Source organism: Serinibacter arcticus, from assembly GCF_003121705.1.
Taxonomy (GTDB): Bacteria; Actinomycetota; Actinomycetes; order Actinomycetales; family Beutenbergiaceae; genus Litorihabitans.
The window spans coordinates 3,480,905-3,503,599 of record NZ_PYHR01000002.1 but is presented as its reverse complement, the minus strand read 5'-3'; the positions used below and the strand labels follow the sequence as shown (position 1 = coordinate 3,503,599).

Below are 22,695 nucleotides of genomic sequence, written 5' to 3'. Positions count from 1 at the left end.
CACAATCGGTGCACAGGGAAGGAGGAACCATGGACCTGCGCTACGACCTGGCGCGCTACACCGTTCGAGACGTCGCGAGCTTCGTCGGCATGAACGACGAGACTCTTCGACGCTGGGTCAACCGCGGTGACCTGATCTCCTCTCTCACGCCCGAGACTCCACGTGGCGCCTCGCTGCCCTTTGTGGCTGTCGCTGAGGTCCAGTTCTTCTCGCACCTGCGCGGTCAGGGGCTGAGTCTCCGTGCCATCACTGAGGGCATGGCGGCAGTCCGAGACGCGCTCGGACCCCGCATGCTGCAGGAAGGCCGCCTCGCACACGACGGCCGCGACACCCTTGTCGACCTCCACGACGACGAGGCCGCGGTCGAGTGGGAGCGTGCCCGGGATCGTCAGGGCGGAATCCGAGGAATCATCGAGAACGCGTTGGTCCCCATCACCTGGGCAGAGGACGGACTACCCGCCCGCGTCGCCCTCGACCGGTACGCCGGAGCAGAGGTCGTCGTCGACCATACGGTGGCGTTCGGACGACCGATCCTTACGGGCCTCGGAGTTCGCGTCGAGGACGTCGTCGAGATGTGGCTCGCCGGAGACAGCATCGAGACCGTGTCGCGTGAGTTCGGCGTCTCACGCGAGCTCGTCGAGTCGCTCGCTCGCGGATATGCGCAGGCTGCCTGACGTCTTCGTCGACATCAGCCTCGGCGGCATCGCCGTGCCCAGAGTCTTCCGCGAAGCGGGCTACAAGGTCGTCACGTTGCACGAGCAGTTCGGTCAGCGCCCCGTACCGGACACCGAGTGGATGCAGTGGGCGGACGATCGAGACATGGTCGTGCTGTGCAAGGACCAGCGGATCCGTCGAAATCCAGCCGAGAAGTACCTGCTCTCCCGATCCCAGCTCCGTGTCGTCTGCCTCACCTCCGGTCAGCTGAGAAGCAGCGAACAGGAGACGTTGTTCCGATCGCACCTCGGCGCTCTCGAACGGCGTTGGGACGACCCCGAGCGGCCGTGGTTCGTCGGGCTGAGCCCGTCCGGACTGACGCGCCTCCGGATTGAATCCCCGGGCAACGTCGACCCGTGAGCCGCGCGGCGGGACGCGGACTCCGCACGGGGCAAGATGGACCAGTGACCGACCCGCGCCGCCTCATCGACAAGCTCTGGGCCTACTGCAACGTTCTGCGTGACGATGGCGTCGGCACCCTCGAATACACCGAGCAGCTCACTTACCTCCTCTTCCTCAAGATGGCGCACGAGCGGGCGACACGCCCCCTCAAGCCCGAGGTGATCGTGCCCGAGGAATTCTCGTGGCAGCGGCTGCTGGACGCCGACGGCGTCGAGCTCGAAGCGCAGTATCTGCGCACCCTGATCGGTCTCGCCCAGCAGCCCGGGACCCTCGGCACGATCTTCCGCAAGGCGCAGAACCGCATCCAGGACCCGGCCAAGCTCCGCCGCCTCATCCACGACCTCATTGACGCTGAGCAATGGTCCCAGTCCGGCGTCGACATCAAGGGCGACGCCTACGAGGCGCTGCTCTCCAAGGGCGCCGAGGACATCAAGTCCGGCGCCGGCCAGTACTTCACACCCCGGCCGCTCATCGACGCGATGGTCGACGTGGTCCGGCCGTCCGTCGCCGACACGGTCACCGACCCGGCCGCCGGCACCGCCGGCTTCCTGCTCGCCGCGCACGAGTTCGCATCGCGCGACGCCGACGCGCTCGATCGCGACCAGCGCACCCACCTGCGCGACACCTTCGCGCACGGCGTCGAGCTCGTGGACTCCACCGCCCGCCTCGCCGCGATGAACCTGCTGCTGCACGGGATCGGCACCCCGACAGGCGAGCCGATCATCGAGGTCAAGGACTCGCTCATCGCCGACCCCGGACAACGCTGGTCGGTGGTGCTGTCGAACCCGCCGTTCGGCCGCAAGTCCTCGCTCACGCTCATCGCAGCCGACGGCCGCGAAGTGCGCGAGGAGCTCGAGATCGAGCGGACCGATTTCACGGTCACCACCTCGAACAAGCAGCTCAACTTCCTCCAGCACATCATGACGATTCTGGAGATCAACGGGCGCGCCGCCGTCGTCCTCCCGGACAACGTGCTGTTCGAGGGCGGAGCCGGCGAGACGCTGCGCAAGCGACTGCTGAACGACTTCGAACTGCACACGATGCTCCGCCTGCCCACCGGAATCTTCTACGCACAGGGCGTCAAGGCGAACGTGCTGTTCTTCGACCGCAAGCCCGCCTCCGAGCAGGCCTGGACCTCCAGGCTGTGGGTCTACGACCTGCGCACCAACCAGCACTTCACGCTGAAGCAGAACCCGCTGACCCGTGCCCACCTGCAGGATTTCGTCGACTGCTTCGCCCCCGACCGGCCGCGCGAGGAGCGCACGGAGAGTGAACGATTCCGCGCGTTCGACGTCGCTGACCTGCTCGCCCGCGACAAGACCAACCTCGACCTCACATGGCTGCGCGACGCCTCACTCGAGGACCTCGACAACCTCCCCGCACCCGAGGTGATTGCTCGCGAGATCGTCGAAGATCTCACGGCGGCTCTCGCCGAGTTTGAGGTGGTGGCTGCGGCGCTCGAGGAGCGTAGTGGGCCGGCGTCTCAGACCTCGTAGCCGTCCCGGACGATCTCCCCGGCGGGGAACGCCCGACCGGACAGCGGCAGGTGCAGCGTCGCCTCGGTCCAGACCTGCTCGGACCCGTCGGCCTCGAACGTGCGGGTGAGCTGGGTGGGCGTGCGCTCCCAACCGCCCGTCGCGTAGAAGCCGACGTTGCCCTCACCCGTGGTGAGCAGGCCCGCCTCGACCCGGAGGCCGGCGGCCACCCGCGCGAGCTCGGTCAGCAGCGCGCGGCCCAGGCCGCTCCCCTGCCGGGCGGGTTCGACGGCGACGAGCCCGACGTCGGCCACCAGCACCTGCTCACGCCGCTCCCCCGTCCCGACCCGCACGAAACGGCGCAGGAAGGCCGCGTGCGCGACGGGAGCACCGCCGTCGTCGTACCCCACCACGCGGCCCTCGGGCCGCTCGGAGGCCCAGCTCCGGCCGCCGAGATCGCTGCTGGAGAACGCCCGGGCCAGCATCGCGGCGAGCGCGGTGTGGTCGGACGGGGTGAGGTCGCTCTCCCAGATCAGGCGCCAGGTCGTCATCGAGCCAGCGTAGACAGCCACCGACAAGCCCGGGCGAGCCCAGACAAACCCCGGCGTAGGAACCCTCAGGCCTCGTCGGCCCCGACGGCGGGCTCGGGGCTGCCCGCGCCGCTCGCCACCCAGCCGGCCGCGACGCCGACGGCCCCCGCGAGCGCGAGGCTCGCGCCGCCGTCGACGGCGAGGACGCGCGAACCGATCGCGACGGCGACCAGTCCTCCCAGCCCGGCGAGCCAGCCGCGGTGCCCGGAGCGGTGCAGCCGGGCGCCGCCGAGGTCGACGATCACGCCCACGAGCGCGGCGAGCACGGTGACCACGCCTACTGACCCGCCCCTCGCCGTCGCGACGAACGCCGCGACCGCGACGCCGGTCGCATCGTCACGCGGCGAGGGCCACGGCCACATCCCCCAGAGGTCTCGACCTGCCTACGACTTCCGGGCGACCCGGGGCTCAGACCGTGTGCTCGTCCACCGTCCCCGGCGCGACCCGCGCCAGCGGCACCACGAGCGGCGACCCGGTCTCGGGATCGGGGATGACGCGGCTGGCGAGCCCGAACACCTCGCGCACGCGGTCCGCCGTCACCACCTCGCCCGGCTCGCCCTCGCACAGCACGGCGCCGTCGCGCATCGCGATCATGTGGGTCGCGTAGCGAGCGGCGAGGTTGAGGTCGTGCAGGACCGCCACGAGCGTGCGCCCCTCGCGGTGCATCTGCGCGCACAGCTCGAGCACGTCGACCTGGAACGCGATGTCCAGGAACGTCGTCGGCTCGTCGAGCAGGATGACGTCGGTGTCCTGCGCGAGCACCATCGCCAGCCAGACGCGCTGCCGCTGACCGCCCGAGAGGTCGGCCACGCGCCGGTCGGCGAGCTCCGTCGTCCCGGTCGCGGCCATCGCACGGGCGACGGCGGCGCCGTCGGCCGACGACCACTGGCGCAGCATCGTCTGGTAGGCGTAGCGACCCCGACCGACCAGGTCCCGCACCGAGATCGCCTCGGGCGTCACGGGCGACTGCGGCAGCAGCGACAGCAGCCGCGCCACCTCCTTGGACCCGTAGGAGGTGATCGGCCGGCCCTCGAGCTCGACGTGACCCGCCCTCGGGGTGAGCGTGCGCGCGAGGGCCCGCAGCAGCGTCGACTTGCCGCAGCCGTTCGGTCCCACGATCACGGTGAACGAGCCGCGCGGGATCGACACGTCCAGGTCACGCGAGATCTCCACCCGGTCGTAGGAGAGCGTGAGCCCGACCCCGACCAGGGGGTCGTGCACGTCGTCGCCCGTCGTGCCGTCAGCCACCTGCGTCATGCGGATGCCCGCCTCCACTCCCTCATCAGCAAGAACACGAGATACACGCCACCGACGGCGGCCGTGGCGATGCCCACCGGCACGGGCGAGCCGAACGCGTGCTGCGCGACGACGTCGGCGACGCACAGCAGCGCCGCCCCCACCAGCCCCGCGACGGCGATGCCCGGGCCGCTCGCCCGCGTCAACCGCCGGCCCAGCTGGGGCGCCACGAGCGCGACGAACGCGATCGGACCGGCGACCACGACCCCGATCGCGGCGAGCACCACCCCGATCACGACGGCGAGCAGCCGCGTCCGCGTGACCGCGATCCCGAGGCCGCGGGCCGTCTCGTCACCCATCTCCAGCACCGCCAGGCCGCGCGAGAGCAGCAGCGTGAGCAGGCCGAGGACGGGGACGACGATCGCGACGAGGCGGACGTGCTCCCAGCCGCGCGCCGAGAGGCTGCCGTGGATCCAGCCCGCGATCGCGAGCGCCTCCTGCTCCTGCGCCCGCGCGAGCACGAACTGCACGACGGCGACCGACATCGCCGCGACGCCGATCCCGATGACGACCATCCGGTGCGGCGCCGAGAGCCCGCTCCCGCTGCCCGCCACCACGATCGTGACGGCGATCAGGCCGCCGGCCAGCGCCCCCACCGGCACGGGGATCGAGGTGAACATCAGGCTCACGACGGCGGCGCCCGCGGCCGCGCCGGCCGACAGCCCGATGACGTCGGGGCTGCCGAGCGGGTTGCGCGTGACGGACTGGAAGACGGCGCCGGACATCCCGAACAGGGCGCCGACGCCGAGCGCGGCCAGCGCGCGCGGCAGGCGGTTGGAGAACACCGACCAGGTCTGGATTCTCGTACCGTCGCCGAGCAGCACGCCGAGGATCTCCCCCGGGGCGACGCCGAGGTCGCCCACGCTCAGGGCGAGCACGACGCCGACGACGCACGCGAGCACGCACCCGAGCCCGACGAGCACGCCCCGGCCGTTCCACGGCAGCGCGAGGGCTCCGAGGCGGAGGAAGCCGGCGCCCGACCGCGCGACGGCGTCGCCCGCCGGACGGGGCGGGGCGACACGGTCGGCGGCGCCCGCGGTCACAGCCCGCTCCGGGAGTGGCGGACGGCGAGGTAGAGGAACGGCGCCCCGATGAACGCGACCACGATGCCGACCGCGATCTCGCTCGGGCGCGCGATCACGCGCCCGAGGACGTCCGCCGCGAGCACGAGCACCGCGCCGTAGACGGCGCTGGCCGGCAGCAGCCAGCGGTGGTCGGAGCCGACGAAGGGCCTGACCATGTGGGGCACCGCGAGGCCGACGAACCCGATCGGGCCGACGGCGGCCGTCGTGACGCCGGCGAGCACGGTGGCCACGACGGCGGCGGCCAGGCGCGTGCGGCCGGTCCGGGCCCCGAGGGCGACGGCGGTCTCCTCGCCCATCGACAGGGTGTTCAGCGGGCGACCGAGGAGGAACGCAGCGACGAGCCCGGCGAGCACGAACGGCCACAGCAGCGTGACGGTGCTCGGGTGCTGACCGACGATCGAGCCGATGGCCCAGTACCGGTAGGTCGCGAAGACCTCGGGGTTGATGAGGGTGAGCGCCTGGATGTATGCCCCCGTCACGGCCGTGACGGCGGCACCGGCGAGCACGAGGCGGACGGGCGTGGAGGCGCGTCCCGCCGAGCCGACCCCGTAGACGACCAGGGCGGCGGCGAACGCGCCGAGCACCGCGACGAGGGTGAGGATCGGCCCCGAGGAGATCCCGGAGACGGCCGCGAGCGTGACGACGGCGGCCGCCGCGCCCGTGTTGATCCCGAGCAGCCCGGGGTCCCCCAGGGGGTTGCGGGTCACGCCCTGGATGAGACAGCCCGAGACGGCCAGCGCCGCGCCGACCAGGAGGCCGAGCTGGGTGCGCGGCAGACGCGAGTCGACGACGGCCGCCTCGAACGAGCCGTCGGGGGCCCGCAGCGCCGACCACACCGTCGAGAGCGGCAGCGGGTTGGAGCCGATCGCGATGCTCAGGCCGACGACGAGCACGAGCAGGCCGAGCCCGACGAGCAGGACGGTCGGGCGGCCCCACGCCGTCGCGAACCGGTGGGAGGAAGGCCGAGCAGGGTCGGGCCTCGCGGCCCGACCCTGCTCCTGTCCGACGACGGACATCTGCTGCGCTCGCGTGCGGTGGGGTTCAGCCCGCCTTGGCGACGGTCTCGTTGAGGATCGGCACGTAGGCCTCGATGGCCCACGGCACCGACAGCGGCGTGGAGACGGTGGTCGCCAGCCCGAGGCCGCGGTCCAGCACCTCGTAGACGGCATCGTTCTGGACGGCCGGGATCGACTGCCACAGCGGCTGCGAGGTGGCCGTGGCCTGCTCGGTCTCGTCGTTGAACCAGGTGACGATGATGTCCGAGGAGGCGAGCTGGTCAGCGTTCTCCAGGCCGAGCGACATCACGAAGGACGTCTCGGTCGGGGCGTAGTCGGCCCAGACCGGGTCCGGCTGCAGGCCGAGGCCCGTGAGCAGGTCGACGCGGCCGTCGCCCTGCGGGTAGATGTCGAGCGTGCCGGCCTCGGCGCCCAGGTAGACGTAGGTGAACGTGTAGTTCGCGAGGTCCGGGTTCGCGGCGGCCGCGTCGGCGACGACGGCGTCCGTCGCGTCGATGAGCTCCTGCGCCTGCTCCGGCACGCCGAGCGCCTGCGCGGTGATCTCGATCTGCTCGTCGACCGGCGTCAGCCACGGACCCTCGGGGTAGGCCACGACGTTGGTGAAGTCGGAGAGCTGGTCGTACTGCTCCTGCGTGAGGCCGGAGTTGGGCGCCAGGATCAGGTCGGGCTCGAGCGCGATGATCGCGTCGACGTCGTACTCGCCCGTGTTGGCGATGGTGGCGGGGAGCTCGTCGCCCCCGGCCTCGAGGGCCTCGCGGAACCACGGCGTGTAGCCGTCGGCGTCGCCGCCCCACGGCTGCGCCTCGACGCCGACCGGCACGGTGCCGAGCGAGTAGGCGATGTCGGTGCCCCAGCCGAGCGCCACCACGCGCTCGGGCTTCTCCTCGATCGTGACGGAGCCGAGGGCGCCGTCGATCGTCACGGGGTAGGCGCCGTCGGTCGAGGCGGACTCCTCGGTCGAGGCGGACGTCTCGGACGCCGTCGGCTCGGAGTCGCCACCGCCGGAGCAGCCGGCGAGCGTCAGCGCGAGGGCGGCGCCGGCGGCACCGATGACGGCAGCGCGGCGGCGCGCGGTGCGCAGGAAGGTGGAGGACACGGGTCTCCTCGGGTAGTCGAGATCAACGGATACTCGCGGCGCCGTTGCCGAAGCGTTGCTGAGCCTAACCTAAGAACCTGGGTGACTCGCTGAGTGCTGCGTCACGTCGGGGCACCGCCGGGAAGGGTGGCGACAGGCTGTCAGAACGGTCTGTCAGAACGTCGGCCCGACCCGCTCGGTCGGGGCGTCGGCGGGCGGCGTCGGGACGGCGCACACGCCGTCGACGCAGAGGCCCGCGTCCGCCTCGGACCCCACCATCGTGAACGTGGGCAGGGCGAGGGAGGGCTCGGCGGCAGCGGTCGTGGAGGTCGGGTCGAGCGGGGGCGTCCGGTCCACCGGGGGCGTCGACCCCGCCGTCGTCGTCACGACGTCACCCCGAACGCCGCGCCGGGCTGCGGCTGCCTGGCGGCGCGCGCCTGCGCGAGCGCGGCTTCGAAGACGTCGGGGGTCTGGGCCCCGGAGACGCCGAACGCGCCGTCGATCACGAAGAACGGGACGCCCCGGATGCCGTAGGCGACCGCCTGCGCGACGTCGGCCTTCACGGCCGGCAGGTGCCGGTGGTCGGTGAGCGCGGCCCGCGCCTCGTCGCCGTCGAGACCGACCTCGACGGCGAGCGCCACGAGCTCGTCGACCCGGCCCACGTGGCGGCCCTCCTCGAAGTAGGCGGCCAGCAGCCGCTCCTTCAGGGCGGCCTGCCTGCCGTGCGCCTTGGCGTGGTGGAGCAGCTCGTGCGCGAGCACCGTGTTGGTCTGGTGCACGTGGTCGAAGTCGTAGGCGAGGCCCTCCTCCGCGGCGATCTCGGTGACCTGGGCCATCATCGCGCGCGCCTGGTCGGGCGAGATGCCCTTGCGGTCGCTGAGGTAGTCGGCGGGCGTGCCGTCGAAGTCGACCGGGGTGTCGGGCGCGAGCTCGAACGACCGGTAGGTGATCTCCACATCCTCGCCGGAGGTGGCCAGCGCCGTCTCGAAGCGGCGCTTGCCGATGAAGCACCACGGGCACTGCACGTCCGACCAGATCTCGACCTTCAGGGGTTCGCTCACCTGGAGGTCAACCAGCGGTGCGGCCGGCTTGTTCCGGCGAGGTCGGCAGCCCTGCCGCCGCCAGCTGCCCCTGGAGGTGGAACACCTCCGGCAAGAGCTCGAAGCCCTCGTCCGGGTTGCCCGGGTCGACGAAGAACTCGGCCATCTCGGCCTGCCACCGGGCGTTGACCACCGTGGCCGCCATCGCCGCCTGCGCGGCCTCGTAGCTCTCCCCGACGAAGTGCCCGACCAGCAGTCCGTCCGCGGAGAGGTGCAGGTGGTAGTCCTCCCAGCCCGCGTCCCGCAGCGCCTCGAGCATCTCCGGCCACACCGGATCGTGCCGCCGGCGGTACTCCGCGAGGCGGTCGGGACGGACCCGGGAGACGAAGCAGATGCGGTGGCGGGCCATGGGGGCAACCTAGGCAGGGCGTGAGACGGGGTCAACCGCCGCCCACGATGCCCGCGGGTCGCGGGAGGATGGGTCCGTGCCCCCCACCGAGCCCTGGAGCCTGCGACGTCTCTGGCCAGGGGTGTACCTCCCGGCGATCGTCGTGGAGATCGGGATCGGCGCCGTCGTGCCCTTCCTGCCCGCGATCGTGACGGCGCAGGGCGGCTCGCTCGCCGTCGCCGGCATCCTGGCCGCGATGCTGCCGGTCGGCCACATCGTGGCGGACATCCCCGCGGGGGCGCTCGCCGGCCGGATCGGCGACCGCCGCGCGATGCAGGCCGCGTGCCTGCTTGTGGCCGTCGCGATGGGCGGGGCGCTGGTCGCGCCGTCGCTCGCGGTGCTCGCCGTCTGCCTGTTCCTCGTGGGGTGCGCCGACGCCGTCTTCGGGCTCGCGCGGCAGTCCTACCTCACCGCCGTGGTGCCGCCGCTGCGACGGGCCCGGGCGCTCTCGACACTGGGCGGGGTGCACCGGATCGGGCTCTTCCTCGGCCCGTTCGTCGGGATCGCGGTGGTCGCCGGCGGGCCGCCGATCCGGGCCTTCGGGCTAGCCGTGGTCACGTCGCTCATCGCGGGTCTCATCGTCACGCTCGCGCGCGAGCTGCCCGGTGCCGCCGTGGTGCGGGCGGCCGACGGCCACACCGGCGTCGGTGCCGTTCTTCGCGAGCACGCGGGGGTGCTCGCGCGCCTCGGGATCGCGACCGGCGCGATCGGCCTCATCCGGGGCGCGCGCCAGGTCGTGCTGCCGCTGTGGGGCGAGCACCTCGGCCTCGACCCGACGACGACGGCGCTCGTCTTCGGCATCTCCGGCGCCGTCGACATGCTGCTGTTCTACCCCGCCGGCAAGGTGATGGACGCGCGTGGGCGGCTCTGGATCGCGATCCCCTCGATGCTCACCATGGGCGTGGCGCTCGCCCTCGTACCGCTGACGACGACGGCGACCGGCCTGGGCGTCGTCGCCCTGCTGCTCGGGCTGGGGAACGGCATGGGCTCGGGTGTGGTGATGACGCTCGGGGCCGACGTGGCGCCACCGGCGACCCGGGCGCAGTTCCTCGGCGCGTGGCGACTGCTGCAGGACACGGGCAGCGCGGGCGGGCCGCTCGTCCTGTCCGCGGGCGCGGCACTGGGTTCGTTGGCGGGCGGCATCGGTGCCGTCGCGGTGCTCTCGCTCGGCGCGGCCGCGGCGCTGTGGCGCTTCGTGCCGCGGTACTCGGTGCACGCCAACCGCACGACGCGCCGTCGGGCGGGGCTCGACGGCTGAGGGCGGGCGGCTGCTGAGGGCGGGCGGCTGCGGCGTCAGTCCCCGCGGTAGGCGACGCCGACGGCGTGCGCCCACTCCGCGACGTCCTCCGGCAGGACCGGCTGGGCGAGCCCGGGCGAGAGGAGCTCGACGACGTCCGGGGCCGCCACCTTGGCGCCCGTCCCCCGGGTGAGGAACCGGCCGGCGACGATGCCTCGGGCGCACAGCTCGCCGTCGCGCACGAACTCCTGGTCGAGGTAGGCCATCCGCTCGTCCCAGCCGACCATCCGGGTGCGGATCTCGAACCGCTGGCCGAGCGTGAGCGAGCGCCGGTAGCGCATCGTCGAGGCGGCCACCACGGGGTACCACTTCCGCTCGGCGAGGAGCGAGAAACCGCCGAGGTCGGCGATGTAGTTGCTGCGGGCGACGTCCATCATCTGCAGGTAGACGCCGTTGTTGACGTGCAGGTAGAGGTCGAGGTCGCTCGGGCGCACCCGCATCCGGGTGATCGAGACGCCGAGGGGGTCCATGCCGGCGACGGCGGAGCGGGGCCGCGTCGTCGCGGCGAGCAGGTGCAGCTGACGGGCCATGCCTGGCAACCTACCCCGGCCACGGCGGCCGCCCGGCCACGCCGGCCGGCCGCCCCTCACCCGCGTTGCGCGCACCGGTGGTCGCTTCACGCCCGGTGAAGCGACCACCCGTGCGCGCAACGGCGGCGGGTCAGCCGGAGACGACCGCCAGCACGATGCTCAGCAGCCCCATCGCGATGACGAAGCCGAAGATGCTCCACATGAGCGCCATGCCCTTGTGCGTCTGCTTGGTGTGACCGATGTTGCCGGTCGTGAACTGGTGCATCGGGGAGGCGTAGAACACCGGCACGGTCTGGCCGGGGCCGGCGGTGAAGCTCAGCGACGCCTGACCGTACGTCCGCATCCAGCTGCACTGGACGTCGACCCGCACCGGCCCCGCGGGCACCGGCACCAGGCGGCTGCCGTACTCGCTCTTCAGCACGTGCCCGTTGACCCACACGGTGGGCGCGATGAAGCTGCGCGTCATGAACGAGCCCTGGACCGTGAGGTCGATCTGGGCGTGGCCGCCCTGGCCGACGGGAGCGGGCTGGCCGTACTGCGCCGGAGCCTGCTGGCCGTACCCGGCGGGCACAGGCTGCCCGTACCCGGCCGGCACCTGCTGCCCGTACCCGGCCGGCGCGGGCGTCCCGGCGCCGTGCTGCGGGACGGAGTCGTGCGGCTGCTGCCCGTACCCGGGCGGAGGAGTGGTCACGACTGCCGATCCTAGTGGCGACACCCTCGGCAGCATCGATCGGACACTGCCTGCGCTGCCACACAGTCGCAGGTCGGACCTCAGGCTGGACTGCCCGCCCACGCAGCGAGGGCCGCCGCACCCCGTGGGGTGCGACGGCCCTCGCCGTCGTGCTGGGTCGTGCAGACCTCAGGACTCCTGGACCGGAGCGTCCTGCGTGGAGGTCGGGGCGGCGTCGCTCGCGGCGCCCACCGTCACGACCTCGGCCTCGAGCCGCGGGTCGTCCTTGTCCACACCGGTGAACAGGAACTCCCCGAGCAGACCCTCGCCGCGCGCGTCGACGATGATCTTCTGCCCGGCGCGGATCTCACCGAACAGGATCTTCTCGCTGAGGGTGTCCTCGATCTCGCGCTGGATGGCGCGACGCAGCGGGCGGGCGCCGAGGACCGGGTCGTAGCCGCGCTCAGCGAGCAGGACCTTCGCGGCCTCCGTGAGCTCGATGCCCATGTCCTTGTCCTCGAGCCGGAGCGCGAGGCGGGCGATGAGCAGGTCGACGATCTGGAAGATCTCGTCGCGGCTGAGCTGCGGGAACACCACGACGTCGTCCACGCGGTTGAGGAACTCCGGGCGGAAGTGCTGCTTCAGCTCGTCGTTGACCTTGGACTTCATGCGCTCGTACGACGTCGACAGGTCGCCGCCGGCCTGGAAGCCGGTCTGCAGACCCTTGCTGATGTCACGGGCACCGAGGTTCGTGGTCATGATGATCACGGTGTTCTTGAAGTCGACCACGCGACCCTGGGAGTCGGTGAGGCGACCGTCCTCGAGGATCTGGAGCAGCGAGTTGAAGATGTCGGCGTGAGCCTTCTCCACCTCGTCGAACAGGACCACGGAGAACGGACGGCGACGCACCTTCTCGGTGAGCTGGCCACCCTCCTCGTACCCGACGTAGCCGGGGGGCGAGCCGAACAGGCGGGAGACCGTGTGCTTCTCGGAGAACTCGCTCATGTCGAGCTGGATGAGCGCGTCCTCGTCCCCGAACAGGAACTCCGCGAGCGCCTTGGCCAGCTCCGTCTTCCCGACGCCGGTGGGGCCGGCGAAGATGAACGAACCACCCGGACGCTTGGGGTCCTTGAGGCCGGCCCGCGTGCGGCGGATCGCCTGCGAGAGCGCGGTGACGGCAGCCTTCTGGCCGACGATGCGCTGGTGCAGCACGTCCTCCATGCGGAGCAGACGCGAGGACTCCTCCTCGGTGAGCTTGAACACCGGGATTCCGGTGGACGCGGCCAGCACCTCGGCGATGAGCTCCTCGTCGACCTCGGCGACCGTGTCCATGTCGCCGGACTTCCAGGCCTTCTCGCGCTCGAGGCGACGGGCGGCGAGGTTCTTCTCGTCGTCGCGCAGCCGCGCAGCCTTCTCGAAGTCCTGGTCGTCGATGGCCGACTCCTTGGCCCGCTTGGCCTCGGCGATCTGCTCGTCGAGCTCGCGCAGCTCCGGCGGGGCCGTCATGCGACGGATCCGCAGGCGCGCGCCGGCCTCGTCGATCAGGTCGATCGCCTTGTCCGGGAGGAAGCGGTCGTTGATGTACCGGTCCGCGAGCGTGGCCGCGGCGACGAGCGCCGGGTCGGTGATCGTGACGCGGTGGTGCGCCTCGTACCGGTCGCGGACGCCCTTGAGGATCTCGATCGTGTGCGCGAGCGTCGGCTCGTTCACCGTGATCGGCTGGAAGCGGCGCTCGAGCGCCGGGTCCTTCTCGACGTGCTTGCGGTACTCGTCGAGCGTGGTGGCCCCGATGGTCTGGAGCTCGCCGCGCGCCAGCATCGGCTTGAGGATGCTCGCGGCGTCGATCGCGCCCTCGGCGGCACCGGCCCCGACGAGCGTGTGGATCTCGTCGATGAACAGGATGATGTCGCCGCGCGTGCGGATCTCCTTGAGCACCTTCTTCAGGCGCTCCTCGAAGTCACCGCGGTAGCGGGAGCCGGCCACGAGCGCGCCGAGGTCGAGCGTGTAGAGCTGCTTGTCCTTCAGCGTCTCGGGGACCGTGCCGCGCACGATGTCCTGCGCGAGGCCCTCGACGACGGCCGTCTTGCCGACGCCCGGCTCGCCCACGAGCACCGGGTTGTTCTTGGTGCGGCGGGAGAGCACCTGCATCACGCGCTCGGCCTCGGTCTCGCGACCGATCACCGGGTCGAGCTTGCCCTCGCGGGCGAGCTGCGTGAGGTTGCGGCCGAACTGGTCCAGGACGGCGGAGCCGGACGGCGTGCCCTCCTGCGGACCGCCGGCGGCGACGGGCTCCTTGCCCGGCTGGCCCTGCAGCAGCTGCAGGACCTGCTGGCGGACGCGGCCGAGGTCGGCGCCGAGGTTGCCGAGCACCTGCGCCGCGACCCCCTCGCCCTCACGGATGAGGCCGAGCAGGATGTGCTCGGTGCCGATGTGGTTGTGGCCCAGCTGGAGAGCCTCGCGGAGCGAGAGCTCGAGCACCTTCTTGGCGCGCGGCGTGAACGGGATGTGGCCGGTGGGGGCCTGCTGGCCCTCGCCGATGATGTCCACGACCTGCTGGCGCACGACGTCGAGCGAGATGCCGAGGGACTCCAGGGCCTTGGCGGCCACGCCCTCACCCTCGTGGATCAGCCCGAGCAGGATGTGCTCGGTGCCGATGTAGTTGTGGTTGAGCATGCGTGCCTCGTCCTGGGCAAGGACGACGACGCGACGGGCTCGGTCGGTGAATCTCTCGAACATGGCGCACCTTCTTTCCGGCTGAACCGGTCGCGATGCACGACCGTCGGGCGGCGTTCACCCAGGCTAACGGCCGGGTCGGACAAAACATGCCGCTGTTCGCCCCAGGCGTGAAACTGCCGCTCCCCGACATCGTCGCGCCTCCCCACGCGGTGACCGATGAGTTCCACGCTCGTGCTCCGTCATAGACGCAACGGGGTCCACCGACCGGACGGGTCCCGACCACCCACCCAGGGAGCCCACCATGTTCTTCCCCAACATCCAGGTCGCCAGCGCCGCGGCCACGCGCGAGTTCTGGACCTCGCTCGGCTACGGCTTCAACCCGATGTACACGACCGAGGACGTGCTGTGCCTCGAGCTCCAGAAGGACGCCGTCGCGGTCATGCTGCACGAGGCCGACTCCTTCGCCCGCTTCCTGCCCGGCACGACCGCGTCGGACTCGCGGGCGACGACCGAGGTCCTCCTCTCCTTCGACCTCGACTCGCGCGAGGCGGTGGACGCGCTGTTCGAGGGCGTCGTCGCGGCCGGCGGCACGGAGGCCCGTCCCACCGAGGACCTCGGCTTCATGTACACGCGCAGCTTCCGCGACCTCGACGGCCACGTCTGGGAGCCGTTCTTCATGGACGAGGCGAAGGCGGCCGAGATGTTCGCGGCCGGCGAGGGCGACGGCGAGCAGCCCGCCTGACCACGACCGCGCGGCCGCCGTCGGGACGGATCCCGACGGCGGCCGCTCCCCCGTCGTCCTCGGCTCACCCTGGCACCACGCTCGGAAGGAGCAGCCCGGCGTCCCGCACGGGCCACGGCGCAGCGGCTGAGCCGGGGACGACTCTCCTCGAGGTGCACAAACCCCTCGCCGGCGGTGCACAAACCCCTCGCCGGCGGTGCGCAACCCCCTCGCGGGGGTGGGTCAGGCCTCGACCAGCAGGGTGGTCGGGCCGTCGTTGACCAGCTCGACCCGCATGTCCGCGCCGAACACCCCGGTCGCCACCGTGACCCCGGCGGCGCGCAGCGCCGTCACGACGTCGTCCACGAGGGGCTCCGCCACGTCACCGGGCGCCGCGGCGTTCCAGGTGGGACGGCGGCCCTTGCGGACGTCGCCGTAGAGCGTGAACTGGCTGACCACCAGGACCCCGGCCCCGGCGTCGAGCACCGAGCGCTCGCCCCGCAGGATCCGGAGCTCGGCGATCTTGCGCGCGATCGTGGCGACCTGGGAGGGTCCGTCGCCGTGCGTCACGCCGACCAGTGCGACGAGCCCCTCGCCGACGATCTCCCCGACGACCTCGCCGGCGACCACGCAGCGGGCGTGGTCCACCCGCTGCAGCAGGGCGCGCACGTCCCTACCAGCGGCCGGTCGGGCCCGAGGACCCCGAGCCCGGGCTGCGCGGCGTGTACCGGATCACCTCGGGCTTGACGTCGGCGAGGTAGATCGCGCCCGGCAGCACGGCGATGAGTCCGATGAGCACGGGCAGGCCGAACCCGACCAGGAACCCGAAGACGTTCACCTGCGGGATCGAGAGGTAGCCGAACAGCGTCCCGGCGGCGACGATCCCCACCCAGAACGGCTTGGTCCGCTTCTCGGCGCTCACGTAGGAGCGGGCGGGCCGACGCACCGCGTCGATCAGCGCCCATGCGGAGAGCAGGAAGCCGATCGCGAAGAGCACGACGAAGACGTAGTACTGGATGAGGCCGGTCACGACCACGAGCCTACGCGCCGCCCCGCTGCCGCAGGGCCTCGGCGGCCTGGCGCTCGTCCTGACCGGCGGCCCGCAGCAGGTCGAAGGTCACCGAGCGCAGCAGCGACAGCAGCGTGTGGCGCACCGGATCGCGCTCGGCGGCCGTCCCGAGCTGCTCGGCCACGGCCCGCAGCTCGGGCACCGCCTCGGCCGCGTCGCGTCCGGACCCGATGAGCGCGCCGAGCCGTCGCGTGACGACGCCGAGCTCCTCGACCACGCCCGCCAGCCGCTCGTCGGCGTGGCCGTCGGCGACGGCGACCGCCGCGCGCCGGGCGAGCACCCGCGTCGTGCGGATGGCCCGGTCCGTGAACTCGCACGCGTCCGCCAGATCGGCGACCGTGCCGACGTGGCGGTGCCAGGCCGGGGAGAACCGCGCCGTCGCCGAGGCGGAGCTCACCGCGCCCTCCCACGACACCAGGAGCGCCTGCGTGGATCGGGCGCGCTGCAGCGCATCGGCCACCGACTCGGGGTCGCCCCGGTGCAGCCCGCGTCCGAGCCGTCCGAGCACCTCGGCGAGCTCCGCGAGCGTCGTCCGCGCGAGCGCACGGGGACGACGGCGCGGGTCGCGCGGGATGACCAGGGAGAACACGAGGGCGACGGCGCCGCCCATCAGGGCGTCCGTCCAACGGCCGATCCCGCCGCCGGAGGAGGACACGATGGGCAGCCCCAGCACGACGATCGACTGCACCGCCGACTGCGTCGTGAGCACGGGCGAGGGGTCGAGGACCTTGGCGATCATCACCGCGACGAACACGACGGCGGTGGTCTGCAGCGGCCCCGACCCGAACGTCAGCTGGATCGCCTCGCCCATCCCGACGCCGAGCGATATCCCCAGCGCCACCTCCCCCACGCGTCGCGGCTGGACGTCGGCGGTGAAGCCGAGGGCCGAGAACGCGGCCACCGCGGCGAAGAACGGGTAGGGGTGCCCCAGCACGAGCCCGGCGACGGCGTAGGCCACGCCCGTGGCCAGGCTCACCCAGGCGACGGGGACGAGGCCGTCCCGCGCGCGATCGAGTCCCAGGCGCAGGCCGCGCGGGACCCGGGAGCTCACGGCTCCTGGCGGCGGCGAAGTCCCGGGGTGACGGCGGCGCGCGCCTGCGGGCGGCCCTCGCCGAACCCCTCGACCCCGACGACGAGCTCCTGCGACGCGGCGATGTCGCCCGCCGGGCCCTGCACCCGCAGGTCCTCCTCGGGCGGCACCGAGCGCTTGACGACGGCGAGCGCGATCGGTCCGAGCTCGTGGTGGCGGGCCACGCTCGTCACGCGTCCGACGACCTTCTCGCCGAGCGCGACGGCGGCGCCCACCTCGGGCAGCAGGTGGTCGGAGCCGTCGAGGTGCAGCATCACGAGACGACGCGGCGGCCTGCCGAGGTTGTAGGTGCGCGCCACGCCCTCCTGGCCGCGGTAGCACCCCTTGTCCAGGTGGACGGCGGTGCGCAGCCAGTCGAGCTCGTGCGGCAGCGACCTGTCGTCGACCTCGCGGGCCAGTCGCGGCCTCCAGGCGGCGACGCGGAGCGCCTCCCACGCGAGCGACCCGGCCACACCGACGCCCTCGCGCGCGAGGTGCGCGACGAGGTCGTCCACCGCCGCGGGTTCCACCAGCGCGAGGACGAACGGGGTCAGGGATCCGGGGTGCTCGGCGACGTCGGCGTAGCGCGTCCCGCCCTCCACGACGCCGGGCCACGGATCGGCCCACAGCAGGAGCGACCCACCGCGGTGCCCGACGGCGACGGCGAGCTCCTGCGCGAGCGGCGACGAGCGCACGCCGTCGGGTGCGACGAAGCCGAGGACGGCGACGTCCGCCGTCGCGACCGCGACGTCGAGCATGAAGCGCATCCGCTCGAGGAACGCGGCCAGCTCCTCGGCGTGCGCCCCCTCGGTGATCAGGTGGGCGGTCGTGCCGTCGTCCACCAGCGCGGCGGAGTGCTCGACGCGGCCGTGGACGTCCAGCAGCAGCAGCTCGGCGCTGCGGCCCTCGCCGCCCCGGGCGCGAGATCGCGCACGCGCTGGGAGGTGAGGGTGTCGAGCCAGCTGAGCCGGTCGGAACCGGTGACGGCGACGACGGCGAGGTTGCCGAGGTCGACGACGGCGCGGCCGGCGGCCAGGCGCCGCTGCTCGCGCGACGGGTCGCCGTAGTGCGCGGCCACCCCGCCGTCGGGGGCGGCGCCGACGACGGCGCCGGGCAGCGGCAGCATCACCGCGTCACGCGCCCGGCGCGGAGCGCGTCAGGCGGCCGGTGGCGTAGGACTGCAGCTCGTGGCCGAACGCGGCCAGCTCGATCGAGAAGAAGATCTCGCCGCGGACCCAGCCGTACATCCGGCGCTGCGCGACGACGTCGGCCGCCGTGGCCGTGCGGCCGACGTGCTGGCTGGCGATGTCGACGCGCGGGCCCTGGGCCGAGCCGGTGAAGAGCCACGCCGCGCCGGAGGCCTCGGCCACGATGACCTCGAGGCCGCTGGGCGACGGGGCGTCGGCGGGAGCGCCCGCGACCGGCAGCGCCTCGCCGGCCGAGGACGGGCGCCAGAAGCCGGACTCGCGCGACCAGATGGCGCCGGCCTCGAGCGCCGCCGGGTCGAACTGCTGCTCGCGGTCGGGCAGCGCACCCTCGAGCAGCGAGATGGTCGAGGTGTAGGCGAGGTAGGGGCCGCCGTCGTGCGTCAGCTCGACGTCCACGACGATCGGTCGCTCGGGGATGTCAGGGTAGGCGAGCACGCCCGGACCGCGCCAGGTTCCGACCAGCCAGGCCAGCGGGTAGAGGTCGGGCGACAGGTCGTATGGCAGCTCGAAGCTCATCGGCTCTGCTTCAGCAGCCGGTAGACGACGTAGCCGGCGAACCACATGATCGCGACGGCGACGACGCCGATCAGGATCGTGAAGACGAGGTGCAGGGTGCTCATGCCACCAGCCTACGTCGTGGACCGGAAGGTGAGCCCGGCCGTGACCCGGCCGCGGACCCGGCCGTGGACCCGGCCGTGGACTCAGACGAGGAAGAAGCGCAGCAGCACGTAGACCGGGATGCCGACGACGGCGACCGGCAGCACGGCGGCGGCGACGGCGGCCGCGGGGCGCCCCGCGGACGGGTAGCGCCCGAGCAGGGCGTGCAGCGCCGCGCTGAGCAGACCGGCCGCGAACCCGACGAGTCCGGAGACGACGTACCCGAGCTCGTCCGGGAGCACGAACCCGGCCCCGATGCCGATCCCCGTCGCGGCCAGGATCGTGACGATCGCGTGCGGCCACGGCGGGAGGTGGAGCGCGGCGCAGGCCGAACCGGCCGCGAGCGTCACCGCGGCGGTGAGCACGACGGTGAGCTGCAGCGGCCCCTCGCCGACGGCGACCCAACCGGCGGCCGAGACGACCACGACGATGCCGGTCGCCGATGCCGCGAGCGACTCGATGAGGCGTGGACGACCGTCCCGTCGCGCGAACTCCCGCACGAACGCGGCCACCACCGCCAGGGCGCCGACCAGCGTCAGCGCCGTCAGGTCGCCCGTCAGCCACACCGCGGCGAAGGCCGCGGCGGCCACGACCAGGAGGAGGACGCGGGTGCCGGTGAAGGCCGGCAGAGCGAGCAGCTGGGGCCAGCCCCAGGCGAACAGGAGGACCAGGACCACCATGATCGCGAGGGCGATGTCCCAGCTCGCGAGGGCGACCGCGGCGAACGCCGCGGTGGCCACGGAGCTGATGACAGCACGGGTCGACGCACCGATCAGGGTCCGCACCCACTGCTCCTTCGTCCGACGTCTGGTGACCCTCGCGGGGCCGTGTCCACGGTACTGCAATACAGTGGGGCCGATCCGGACACCCGAGCGAAGGGACGCGCGTGGCCGAGCTGCTGCTGCTGACGTCGGAACCGGGGGGCTCCTCCCAGGTGCTCCCCGCCCTCGGGCTTCTCAACCATCGGGTGCGGGTGCTGCCCGTGGAGCCCTCCGCGCTCCTGGACGCCCCCGACTCCGATCTCGTGATCCTGGACGGCAGGCGCGACCTCGCCACGGCCCGGACGACGTGCCGCCTGATCCGCTCCACCGGGCTGACCGTCCCGCTGCTGCTCGTGCTGACCGAGGGCGGGCTGACCGTCGTCAACTCGGACTGGGGCACCGACGACATCGTTCTCGACACCGCCGGTCCGGCCGAGCTGTCCACGCGCCTGCGGCTGCTCGCCGAGGGCACCCGCCAGCAGCGCGTGGCCGACGAGGACGCCGAGATCCAGGCGGGCGAGCTCGCGATCGATCCGTCCGGCTACACGGTCAGGCTCCGCGGCCGTCCGCTCGATCTCACCTACAAGGAGTTCGAGCTCCTCAAGTACCTCGTGCAGCACCCGGGCCGCGTCTTCACCCGCGCCCAGCTCCTGCAGGAGGTCTGGGGCTACGACTACTACGGGGGCACCCGGACGGTCGACGTCCACGTCCGCCGCCTGCGCGCCAAGCTCGGCATCGAGCACGAGACGCTGATCGGTACCGTCCGCAACGTCGGCTACCGGTTCGAGCCGCCGCGCGATCGTCGCGACGCCGCGAACGACGACGACCTGGACGCCGACGAGACCGACGCCCCGGCACCCCTCCCCCGCCGCTCCGGCCAGGGCTCCGCCCGGGCCTGAGCCGCCCGCGTCGGCGGAGCGCCCGAACGCTTCCCGAACCTCCCGTCCGCCTGCCCCGTCGCCCCTGTGGCGGCGGGGTTTCCGGTGCCGATTCCAGCCGTTCAGACGGTGTTCGCACTCGCGTTACGTGCCGTCCATCGAGGCGTTACAGTTACGTCGACGTCGGGCCGGGCAAGCCCCGGGCTCCAACATCTGCCGCTTCGAGCGGCCACGCGCCGAGAGGCGCTTCCCGGTCCGGCGTCCCACCGACCGACCATCGACCGGAGTCACTCGTGCGTCTGCGCCTCAAGCCTCGCGACACCTCAGTCCTCTCCCTCCTCAGCGACCAGGCGAAGCTGCTGCCGGTCGGGGCGGAGATCCTCGCGCAGGTCGTGGGCAGCGCCCCGGCGGCGCGGGTGGCGCTCGCCGAGCAGATGCGCGACGCCGAGCACCAGGCCGACGAGGCCACCCACGCGATCCTGCGCCGCGTCAACGAGACGTTCGTGACCCCGTTCGACCGCGACGACATCTACGAGCTCGCGAGCCGGCTCGACGACTGCATGGACTACATGGAGGAGGTCGCCGACCTCATCGTCCTGTACCGCCTCGGCGAGCTGCCGGCCGGCGTCGTCGCGCAGGTCGGTGTGCTGCAGCGCTGCGCCGAGCTGACGGCCGAGGCCATGCCCCGCCTGAGCACGATGAAGAACCTGCGCGAGTACTGGGTCGAGATCAACAGCCTCGAGAACGAGGGCGACCGCACCCACCGCCGCCTCATCAGCGACATCTTCGACGGCCAGACACCGGCCGGCTCCGACCCGATCGCGATCATGAAGATCAAGGAGATCGCGGACAACCTCGAGGCGGCCATCGACGCGTTCGAGACGGCGGCCAACGCCGTCGAGACCATCGTCCTCAAGGAAGCCTGATCGGTGGAGGTCGCCCTCGTCATCCTGGTCGTCGCCCTGGCGCTCGGGTTCGACTACACGAACGGGTTCCACGACGCCGCGAACGCGATCGCGACGTCGGTCTCGACCCGCGCCCTCACGCCGCGCGCCGCGCTGCTGATGGCCGCGGTCATGAACTTCATCGGCGCCCTGCTGGGCACGTCGGTCGCCGACACGATCGCCCGCAACATCGTCACGTTCGACACGTCCTCGGGTGAGGGTGCCCACGCGGCGCTCGTGGTGGTGCTGGCCGCCCTCGTGGGAGCCATCGGCTGGAACCTGGTCACCTGGTGGTTCGGGATGCCGTCCTCCTCCTCCCACGCCCTCATCGGCGGGCTGGTGGGGGCCGGGCTCGCGGGCTCCTTCATCGTCCAGTGGGGCTCGGTCTTCGAGAAGGTCGTCATCCCGATGATCGTCTCGCCCGTCGTGGGCTTCTCGCTCGCGTTCGGGCTGATGATCGGCGTGCTGTGGCTGTTCCGCAACGCCCGGCCGGGTCCGACGACGCGGGGCTTCCGGCTCGCGCAGACCGTCTCCGCCGCGGCGATGGCCCTGGGCCACGGCCTGCAGGACGCCCAGAAGACGATGGGCGTCATCTTCCTGGCGCTCCTCACGGTCGGCTGGGCGAACGACGGCGACGGCATCCCGCTCTGGGTGAAGCTCTCGGCGGCCGCCGCCATCTCGCTCGGCACCTACGCGGGCGGCTGGCGCATCATGCGGACCCTGGGTCGCAAGATCATCGACCTCGACCCGGCCCGCGGCTTCGTGGCCGAGTCGGTCTCCGCCGTCGTCCTCTACGTCATGGCCATGGGGCTGCACGCGCCCGTCTCCACGACGCAGACGATCACGTCGGCGATCATGGGCGTCGGCGCCACCAAGCGTCTCTCCGCCGTGCGCTGGGGCGTGGCCAAGAACATCGCGATCGCCTGGGTGCTGACCATCCCGATGGCGGCCGGGATCGCCGCCCTGACGTTCTGGATCCTGCACTTCTTCCTGCTGTAGATCTGTCCCGCTCCGGCAACGACGAGACGGCCGGTCTCCCCGAGGGGAGGCCGGCCGTCTCGCTGCGTGCGGGGG

Annotated in this window: 27 protein-coding genes; 8 read left to right on the top strand and 19 right to left on the bottom strand. The window is 72.5% G+C overall.

The window, feature by feature from the left end; all coding sequences use genetic code 11:
- Positions 1 to 29 precede the first annotated feature (29 nt).
- From C8046_RS15600 to C8046_RS15590, 3 genes are read left to right on the top strand one after another with little or no spacing between them, the layout of a single operon-like run.
- The gene (locus C8046_RS15600) at positions 30 to 674 is read left to right on the top strand and encodes a DUF433 domain-containing protein (protein ID WP_109230234.1); all 645 of its coding nucleotides are present in this window, start codon (positions 30 to 32) and stop codon (positions 672 to 674) included.
- Positions 658 to 1,074, top strand: a complete 417-nt coding sequence (locus C8046_RS15595) for a DUF5615 family PIN-like protein (protein ID WP_109230233.1) — start codon at positions 658 to 660, stop codon at positions 1,072 to 1,074. The genes C8046_RS15600 and C8046_RS15595 overlap by 17 nt, the downstream gene beginning before the upstream one ends.
- A gap of 44 nt (positions 1,075 to 1,118) precedes the next feature.
- On the top strand, positions 1,119 to 2,612 hold the full coding sequence (locus tag C8046_RS15590; protein WP_109230232.1) for an HsdM family class I SAM-dependent methyltransferase: 1,494 nt from the start codon (positions 1,119 to 1,121) through the stop codon (positions 2,610 to 2,612).
- Here C8046_RS15590 and C8046_RS15585 read toward each other — a convergent pair.
- The 9 genes from C8046_RS15585 to C8046_RS15545 all read right to left on the bottom strand — a co-directional run bounded on the left by C8046_RS15585 (position 2,600) and on the right by C8046_RS15545 (position 9,102).
- Positions 2,600 to 3,142, bottom strand: a complete 543-nt coding sequence (locus C8046_RS15585) for a GNAT family N-acetyltransferase (protein WP_109230231.1) — start codon at positions 3,140 to 3,142, stop codon at positions 2,600 to 2,602. The genes C8046_RS15590 and C8046_RS15585 overlap by 13 nt on opposite strands.
- A 65-nt stretch (positions 3,143 to 3,207) precedes the next feature.
- Entirely contained in the window at positions 3,208 to 3,543 is a 336-nt protein-coding gene (locus C8046_RS15580; protein ID WP_109230230.1) for a hypothetical protein, read from the bottom strand.
- A 46-nt stretch (positions 3,544 to 3,589) separates the two neighbouring features.
- On the bottom strand, positions 3,590 to 4,438 hold the full coding sequence (locus C8046_RS15575) for an ABC transporter ATP-binding protein (RefSeq protein WP_109230984.1): 849 nt from the start codon (positions 4,436 to 4,438) through the stop codon (positions 3,590 to 3,592).
- Positions 4,435 to 5,520 carry a FecCD family ABC transporter permease gene (locus C8046_RS15570; RefSeq protein WP_109230229.1) on the bottom strand — a complete coding sequence of 362 codons (1,086 nt, stop codon included), beginning with the start codon at positions 5,518 to 5,520 and terminating at the stop codon, positions 4,435 to 4,437. Before C8046_RS15570 ends, C8046_RS15575 begins: the two co-directional genes overlap by 4 nt.
- Complete coding sequence (locus tag C8046_RS15565; protein WP_109230228.1) at positions 5,517 to 6,578, bottom strand: FecCD family ABC transporter permease; 1,062 nt, start codon at positions 6,576 to 6,578, stop codon at positions 5,517 to 5,519. Before C8046_RS15565 ends, C8046_RS15570 begins: the two co-directional genes overlap by 4 nt.
- A 25-nt stretch (positions 6,579 to 6,603) precedes the next feature.
- Positions 6,604 to 7,674, bottom strand: coding sequence for an ABC transporter substrate-binding protein (locus C8046_RS15560; RefSeq protein ID WP_235866359.1), 1,071 nt, complete (start codon positions 7,672 to 7,674; stop codon positions 6,604 to 6,606).
- A 153-nt stretch (positions 7,675 to 7,827) separates the two neighbouring features.
- Positions 7,828 to 8,040: a hypothetical protein gene (locus C8046_RS15555; RefSeq protein WP_109230227.1), complete on the bottom strand. Its 213-nt coding sequence runs from the start codon at positions 8,038 to 8,040 to the stop codon at positions 7,828 to 7,830.
- Complete coding sequence (locus tag C8046_RS15550) at positions 8,037 to 8,714, bottom strand: DsbA family oxidoreductase (protein WP_109230226.1); 678 nt, start codon at positions 8,712 to 8,714, stop codon at positions 8,037 to 8,039. Before C8046_RS15550 ends, C8046_RS15555 begins: the two co-directional genes overlap by 4 nt.
- A 7-nt stretch (positions 8,715 to 8,721) precedes the next feature.
- Complete coding sequence (locus tag C8046_RS15545) at positions 8,722 to 9,102, bottom strand: L-rhamnose mutarotase (protein WP_109230225.1); 381 nt, start codon at positions 9,100 to 9,102, stop codon at positions 8,722 to 8,724.
- Positions 9,103 to 9,178: 76 nt separating this feature from the next.
- Between C8046_RS15545 and C8046_RS15540 the strand changes: the two genes are divergently transcribed.
- Positions 9,179 to 10,399 (top strand): MFS transporter, encoded by a 1,221-nt coding sequence (locus C8046_RS15540; RefSeq protein WP_109230224.1) that lies wholly within the window; start codon positions 9,179 to 9,181, stop codon positions 10,397 to 10,399.
- A gap of 35 nt (positions 10,400 to 10,434) precedes the next feature.
- On the opposite strand, the gene C8046_RS15535 is transcribed toward C8046_RS15540, so the two are convergent.
- From C8046_RS15535 to C8046_RS15525, 3 genes are all read right to left on the bottom strand, one after another.
- Positions 10,435 to 10,968, bottom strand: a complete 534-nt coding sequence (locus C8046_RS15535) for an acyl-CoA thioesterase (RefSeq protein ID WP_109230223.1) — start codon at positions 10,966 to 10,968, stop codon at positions 10,435 to 10,437.
- Positions 10,969 to 11,098: 130 nt separating this feature from the next.
- Complete coding sequence (locus C8046_RS15530) at positions 11,099 to 11,659, bottom strand: hypothetical protein (protein ID WP_109230222.1); 561 nt, start codon at positions 11,657 to 11,659, stop codon at positions 11,099 to 11,101.
- Positions 11,660 to 11,827: 168 nt separating this feature from the next.
- A complete protein-coding gene (locus C8046_RS15525) occupies positions 11,828 to 14,374 on the bottom strand; it encodes an ATP-dependent Clp protease ATP-binding subunit (RefSeq protein WP_109230221.1) in 2,547 nt (848 codons plus the stop codon).
- Between the two features lie 241 nt (positions 14,375 to 14,615).
- Here C8046_RS15525 and C8046_RS15520 point away from each other — a divergent pair, with 241 nt between their 5' ends.
- The gene (locus tag C8046_RS15520; RefSeq protein ID WP_109230220.1) at positions 14,616 to 15,056 is read left to right on the top strand and encodes a VOC family protein; all 441 of its coding nucleotides are present in this window, start codon (positions 14,616 to 14,618) and stop codon (positions 15,054 to 15,056) included.
- A 222-nt stretch (positions 15,057 to 15,278) separates the two neighbouring features.
- On the opposite strand, the gene dtd is transcribed toward C8046_RS15520, so the two are convergent.
- The 7 genes from dtd to C8046_RS15490 all read right to left on the bottom strand — a co-directional run bounded on the left by dtd (position 15,279) and on the right by C8046_RS15490 (position 19,823).
- Positions 15,279 to 15,704: a D-aminoacyl-tRNA deacylase gene (gene dtd, locus C8046_RS15515; RefSeq protein WP_109230219.1), complete on the bottom strand. Its 426-nt coding sequence runs from the start codon at positions 15,702 to 15,704 to the stop codon at positions 15,279 to 15,281.
- 4 nt (positions 15,705 to 15,708) lie between these two features.
- The gene (locus tag C8046_RS15510; protein ID WP_158277235.1) at positions 15,709 to 16,065 is read right to left on the bottom strand and encodes a DUF2516 family protein; all 357 of its coding nucleotides are present in this window, start codon (positions 16,063 to 16,065) and stop codon (positions 15,709 to 15,711) included.
- A gap of 10 nt (positions 16,066 to 16,075) precedes the next feature.
- Positions 16,076 to 17,155, bottom strand: coding sequence for an FUSC family protein (locus C8046_RS15505; protein ID WP_109230217.1), 1,080 nt, complete (start codon positions 17,153 to 17,155; stop codon positions 16,076 to 16,078).
- Complete coding sequence (locus C8046_RS15500) at positions 17,152 to 18,015, bottom strand: YgfZ/GcvT domain-containing protein (RefSeq protein WP_328587612.1); 864 nt, start codon at positions 18,013 to 18,015, stop codon at positions 17,152 to 17,154. The genes C8046_RS15505 and C8046_RS15500 overlap by 4 nt, the downstream gene beginning before the upstream one ends.
- Positions 17,988 to 18,299 (bottom strand): hypothetical protein, encoded by a 312-nt coding sequence (locus C8046_RS20065; RefSeq protein ID WP_328587611.1) that lies wholly within the window; start codon positions 18,297 to 18,299, stop codon positions 17,988 to 17,990. Before C8046_RS20065 ends, C8046_RS15500 begins: the two co-directional genes overlap by 28 nt.
- Positions 18,300 to 18,306: 7 nt before the next feature.
- Positions 18,307 to 18,897 (bottom strand): FABP family protein, encoded by a 591-nt coding sequence (locus C8046_RS15495; protein WP_109230216.1) that lies wholly within the window; start codon positions 18,895 to 18,897, stop codon positions 18,307 to 18,309.
- Between the two features lie 185 nt (positions 18,898 to 19,082).
- A complete protein-coding gene (locus C8046_RS15490; RefSeq protein ID WP_109230215.1) occupies positions 19,083 to 19,823 on the bottom strand; it encodes a hypothetical protein in 741 nt (246 codons plus the stop codon).
- A 101-nt stretch (positions 19,824 to 19,924) separates the two neighbouring features.
- On the opposite strand from C8046_RS15490, the gene C8046_RS15485 reads away from it, so the two are divergent.
- The 3 genes from C8046_RS15485 (at position 19,925) to C8046_RS15475 (ending at position 22,620) form a co-directional block, all read left to right on the top strand.
- Complete coding sequence (locus C8046_RS15485) at positions 19,925 to 20,698, top strand: winged helix-turn-helix transcriptional regulator (protein WP_109230214.1); 774 nt, start codon at positions 19,925 to 19,927, stop codon at positions 20,696 to 20,698.
- Between the two features lie 272 nt (positions 20,699 to 20,970).
- The gene (locus C8046_RS15480) at positions 20,971 to 21,603 is read left to right on the top strand and encodes a DUF47 domain-containing protein (protein WP_109230213.1); all 633 of its coding nucleotides are present in this window, start codon (positions 20,971 to 20,973) and stop codon (positions 21,601 to 21,603) included.
- A gap of 3 nt (positions 21,604 to 21,606) precedes the next feature.
- Positions 21,607 to 22,620: an inorganic phosphate transporter gene (locus C8046_RS15475; protein ID WP_109230212.1), complete on the top strand. Its 1,014-nt coding sequence runs from the start codon at positions 21,607 to 21,609 to the stop codon at positions 22,618 to 22,620.
- Positions 22,621 to 22,695: the final 75 nt, after the last annotated feature.